The following is a 5,758-nucleotide window of genomic DNA, read 5'->3' on the forward strand; positions in this document are numbered from 1 at the left end:
GTTCCAATGGTTCTGGAAAGTCTACTATTCTTAAAACTATGTCCCGATTAATTGCTCCTTCCGAAGGCGTAGTACGTTTAGAGGGAAAGTCAATTCACAGTATGCCCACGAAGTTGGTGGCACAAAATTTGGCTCTTCTCCCTCAAGGAGCACAAACCCCTTCTGGTATTACTGTGGCTGACTTGGTAGAATACGGAAGATTTCCATATCGAAGGAAGATGTCAGGGCTTAGCTTAGAAGATAAGGAAATTATTAAATGGGCGCTATCTTGTACAAACATGTCGCAGTTTGCTCATAGGGAGATGGATCAACTTTCAGGTGGGCAGAGACAGCGTGGCTGGATTGCCATGGCATTGGCACAGAAAACGAATATTCTATTTCTTGACGAGCCGACTACTTATCTGGATATTTCTCATCAATTGGAAACATTGCAACTATTACGACAATTGAACATAGAGCATGGAGTCACTATTGTTATGGTTCTCCATGATTTAAATCATGCCATAATGTTCTCTGATTATCTTATAGCTGTTAAGGAGGGGAAAGTACATAGTACCGGTTCCCCAGAATATGTAATTGTACCTCAAACCCTTCGAGAGGTTTTTGATGTAGAGGCAGAGGTGATTCGCCACCCTATTCTAGATGTACCGGTATGTCTTCCCTATGGTGTAGGCGGTCAAGTATTAGATAAAAGAAAGGAGACAAAAATTTAGTGAATGCCTATAAAAGATTATTTAAATATGTTCCAGAAAAAATGAATTATTTACGTCTTTCGGTGGTCTTCTCTGTAATCACTGCAGTTTTGACTATTGTTCCATATTATTATTTATGGAATTTTTTAAGAGAATTCTTTGTAGCTGAGAGTTTGGGAAAGGCTATGGACTATGCAGTTACAATAGTAGCTCTGCTTATAGTATATGTGGTAGTATACCTTGTAGCATTATGGATGTCTCATTTGTTGGGATTTAGAGTGGAGACTAATTTAAGAAAAGCAGGGGCTGAATATTTGATGAATGCATCTTGGAGCTTTTTTGATATGAATTCATCAGGTCGAATTAGAAAAATAATTGATGATAATGCAAGTAGAACCCATATGGTGGTCGCACACCTCATCCCCGATACCACAGTAGCTATACTTGTTCCTATATTGATGTTTATCACATTAATTGCTATTGATTACAAATTGGTAATACTATTACTGGTAATTTCAATTTTAGGAGTATTACAGTTTAAGGGAATGTACGGGGATCCAGAATTTATAAAGCATTATACTATGGCATTAGAAAAGATGAATGCTGAAAGCGTTGAATATGTTAGAGGTATTCAAGTATTGAAAGTGTTCAATGGTACAGTCTATACTTTGAAGTCGTTATATAACTCTATTACAGATTATGCAGAGTTTGCTTTGAACTATTCTATGAGTTGTAGATTTCCATATGTTTCATTTCAGACTCTGTTTAATCTGTGTATAACATTTACTATTCCTTTTGTTATTTTCTATATAAATCGTGGGGTAAATGGCATGATAATATTAGCAGAAATCGTATTTTTTGCAGCATTTGTTAGTATTCTGTTTGCATCTCTAATGAAGGTTATATATGCGGGCATGTATAATATGGAGGCAAAAGATGTTGTGGACAAATTAGAAGGAATGTTTAATGAAATGAATAAAAAGAAGATAGAACATGGAAGTATAGAAGAATTTAATAATTTTAATATTGAATTTAAAAATGTTTCTTTTAAATATGAAGAAGACTATGTATTAGAGAATTTGAGCTTAAAGCTAGAAGAGGGTAAGACTTATGCTCTTGTAGGTTCTTCTGGAAGCGGTAAAAGTACCATTGCAAAGCTTATAAGCGGATTTTACAAGATTGATGGTGGAGAAGTTCTTATCGGTGGAGAAAACATCATGGATTATTCTGAAAAGGCTATATGTAAGAATATTACAAATGTATTTCAAAATGCACGATTGTTTAAGATGAGTATTTATGAGAATGTGAAGATTGGAAATCAAAATGCCAGCTATGACGAAGTTATGAGGGCACTTAAACTTGCTAATTGTAACGATATATTGGATAAGTTTGAAACTAGGGAGAATACAATCATCGGCTCAGAAGGAGTTCACCTATCAGGTGGAGAAAAGCAAAGGATAGCTATTGCAAGAGCAATACTTAAGGATGCTAATATCATTATTCTAGATGAAGCATCTGCAGCAGCAGATCCAGAAAATGAATATGAGATTCAAAGGGCATTTTCTAATTTGATGGAAGGAAAGACTGTTATTATGATTGCCCATAGATTATCTTCCATCAGAAATGTAGATCAAATCTTGGTATTAGATGATGGAAAAATAGTTGAGCGTGGAACAGATAGAGAGTTGATGAGTATAGATTCAAGATATAGATATCTTCAAGAACTATTTTCTAAGGCCAATGAATGGAGGGTTTATGATGAAATGGCTTCAAGATAGATTTTCCCTAAGTGAAACAGGAGCAAAAGGTTTAATAAAGGCATCCATAACTTCTTTTTTCTCATATATTATTTATGCTTTACCAGTAATGGTTGTTTTGATGGTTGTAAATGATATATTGAATGGAGAACTTAAAAGTAATATTTTTTATATAATTACAATTTTAATTATTGGAGTAATAATGTATCTAGTCTTAGATGTTAATTATGTCACCTTGTATAACGGAACCTACAAAGAATCAGCTAATTTAAGGATAGAGATAGCAAATATACTGAAGGATTTACCTTTATCATATTTCTCGAAACACAATGTTTCAGATTTGTCTCAGACGATTATGCAAGATGTAGCTGATATTGAACACGCATTAAGCCATGCAATACCTCAGTCCTTAGGGTTTTGTGCATATTTTATAATCACTGTAGTATTTCTTTTGGCTAATAATATTAAATTGGGCTTAGCAGTATTAGTACCATTATTCGCAAGTATAATTTCAACATACTTATCTAAGAAAGCACAAGTTGGTGCTTCTACAGAGTATTACCATAAACTCAGGGAAAATTCTGATAAATTCCAAGAAGTCATAGAGATGCATCAAGAGATAAGGTCATATTCATTAAAGGACCAGGTGCTGAAGGACTTAAAAAAATCTGTAGAAGAGGGAGAGAAAATTCATATAAGAACTGAATTCAAGCAGGCTATTCCAATTAATTTAGCGTCAGCATTAGTGAAAGTATCCTTAGGAACTACTATTATTACAGGAGCTAATTTGATTGTAAATGATGAAATATCTATTATTTATTTTATAGCTTATTTGTTGGTCGCTACTAAGATAATGTCAGCAATGGACAATCTTCAACAAAATATGGCAGAAATACTATATCTAGATGCAAGAATTTCTAGAATCAAAGAACTTAGAGAGACTTCAATTCAAGAAGGAGTAGAAACATCACTAAACTCCTTTAATATAGAGTTTAGAGATGTGAATTTTTCATATACTGGCAAAGAACAGATACTTGAGGATGTCTCTTTTATAGCAGAACAAGGAAAAGTAACTGCACTAGTTGGACCATCAGGTTGTGGAAAAACCACTACCCTAAGACTGATGGCTAGGTTATACGATTATGATACTGGAAGTATTTTAATAGACGGTAAAGATATCAAGAGAATTAACACTGATAGCTTATATGAAAAGATTTCTATTGTATTTCAAGATGTTATACTGTTCAACTCATCTGTAATGGAAAACATCAGAATTGGAAACAAAGATGCAACTGATGAACAGGTAAAAGAAGCCGCAAGATTAGCTCACTGTGAGGAATTTATCCTAAAATTATCTGATGGTTATGATACTCTAGTAGGAGAAAATGGAAGTAAATTATCTGGTGGTGAAAGACAAAGAATTTCTATTGCTCGAGCTTTCTTGAAGGATGCACCAATAATCCTATTAGATGAGATTTCTTCTTCATTAGATGTGGAAAATGAGATGAAAATTCAAGAGAGTTTGAATAAGTTAATCAAGGATAAAACAGTTGTAATCATCTCTCATAGACTTAAATCAATTGAAAATGCAGACAAGATTGTTGTAATGAATTCAGGAAAAGTAGATGCTGTAGGAACACATGAGGAAGTATTGAAAAAATCGAATATGTATAAAAATATGATTCGGAAGTCTAGATTGACAGAAGAATATATATATTGAAAGAATAGTTAACATTCTGGGATTAATAAGTAGCTGTCGCATTAAGTAATTAGTGCATAGTCCTTTTTATGTAAAAAATAAATTCCCAACTTCGAAAAGTAAGGGATTTATGGTAAAATATTCGTATGCAAAAACAAGCCGTCCCACGTCAAATGCTGAAAATTGTACTTTATTAATACATGAATCACAGTTATTCATCACGAGCCATGGAAAAGTCATGTTACCGCGATATAAATTTCATGTAAAACTCCCTTCGCAAAACTGCATGTATTTAAAAATGGACATTCAATTGAGTTTGAAATAGAGCCATTTGATTATGGAATGTACTTAAACAACGGCAGTTATAGGAAGCTGGAGGAACAAGGCCTTTTTACGATGGGAGATATTGCGAGATGCTCTATTGGAAAATCCACCGATTACTACAACGAGTATTTACTCTACAAGCTGTTCGGAATCAACGTTGAACTGCTAATTAGACAGGCTATACTAAATAGGACAACAAAATTCCAAACGATGGTATAATATAAATATATATCACTATGTAAGCTTCTTAAGAACCCAAGAAGTCTTGTTTGCTGCCATCTTAAAAATAGAGGAAAGTCAAATAAAGTTTCTGAAGAAGGAGTAAAGTTAGAAAATACAGCTTATACTGTATATAATTCTGAGGGAAATTGTATAAATAATAGCTATATAATCGATGAAAATACAACTGTACTTCCAGAAGGGGGAACAATTGTATTTTCTGGAGATATAGGAAGCCAGTTTGAACTTAGTGTTAAATAAATATATTATAAAAATAAACCCTAGTATTTGACCCAGACAAAACTCCATGTATACTAAAAGAAAATAACGAGTTAATAAATGATAATAGAGACCCCATTTATAAAGTTCCTTATTTTGTGGAAGAAGTAAAGAAATAATTGAAATGTTTAAATATATAGATGAAAAAATAGACAATAAAAAAGTTATATAAAATAAATAAAAAATTATTTGACAAATAACAGCTTTACTTACTGCATTTTCTTTAGGAACAGTGATACGACTCATTATAAATTTAATAGTAGATCCTGCAGGAATTACTACTGGAATTGATTTTTCATATCCGTTGTATGTTTTTATCGGCAATGCAATAACTGGTGTTGGTTTTAATCTAGCTAATATCATTCTTTTTTCAAAACTTGGTGCTTTAATTATGACGCTAGTAACTGTAACTGGGCAAATGATTATGGTATTAACAATCGATCAGTTTGAAATGTTTAATTTACAGAAAAGAAAGATTGATAGTAGAAGAATTGCTACTTTAGTATTGATGATTATTGGAATCGCATTTGTTAAGTTTTTGTAATCTTATATGCCATCTACCTATGGATAATTTTAAAACGATCTTACAAGAAAAAAGGGAGTTTAATATGAAATTATTAAATTAACCTGTTGTGCTAGTAAATTTGAGATTAGATAAATTTACCAATTGTTTTTTTGAAAAAAAGATACCTCTTAAGAAAACAACTTGGAAGTATTATCCAAATATGAGTTTTTTAATGTGTCCTAGATTTACGTTATTTCCTAACATTTGATTGATGCTGTAACAA

General features: G+C 32.5%; 4 protein-coding genes. All 4 read left to right on the forward strand.

The window, feature by feature from the left end; all coding sequences use genetic code 11:
• A partial coding sequence (locus ABWP20_RS18120) for an ABC transporter ATP-binding protein (RefSeq protein WP_353097754.1) occupies window positions 1–713 on the forward strand: 713 nt, incomplete at its 5' end.
• Complete coding sequence (locus tag ABWP20_RS18125) at window positions 713–2,470, forward strand: ABC transporter ATP-binding protein (protein WP_353097756.1); 1,758 nt, start codon at window positions 713–715, stop codon at window positions 2,468–2,470. The genes ABWP20_RS18120 and ABWP20_RS18125, both read left to right, overlap by 1 nt.
• On the forward strand, window positions 2,448–4,169 hold the full coding sequence (locus tag ABWP20_RS18130) for an ABC transporter ATP-binding protein (protein WP_353097758.1): 1,722 nt from the start codon (window positions 2,448–2,450) through the stop codon (window positions 4,167–4,169). The genes ABWP20_RS18125 and ABWP20_RS18130 overlap by 23 nt, the downstream gene beginning before the upstream one ends.
• 997 nt (window positions 4,170–5,166) lie before the next feature.
• Window positions 5,167–5,514: a DMT family transporter gene (locus ABWP20_RS18135; protein ID WP_353097759.1), complete on the forward strand. Its 348-nt coding sequence runs from the start codon at window positions 5,167–5,169 to the stop codon at window positions 5,512–5,514.
• Window positions 5,515–5,758: the final 244 nt, after the last annotated feature.

Source organism: Tissierella praeacuta (assembly GCF_040396155.1).
In the GTDB taxonomy this organism is placed as follows: Bacteria; Bacillota; Clostridia; order Tissierellales; family Tissierellaceae; genus Tissierella; species Tissierella praeacuta_A.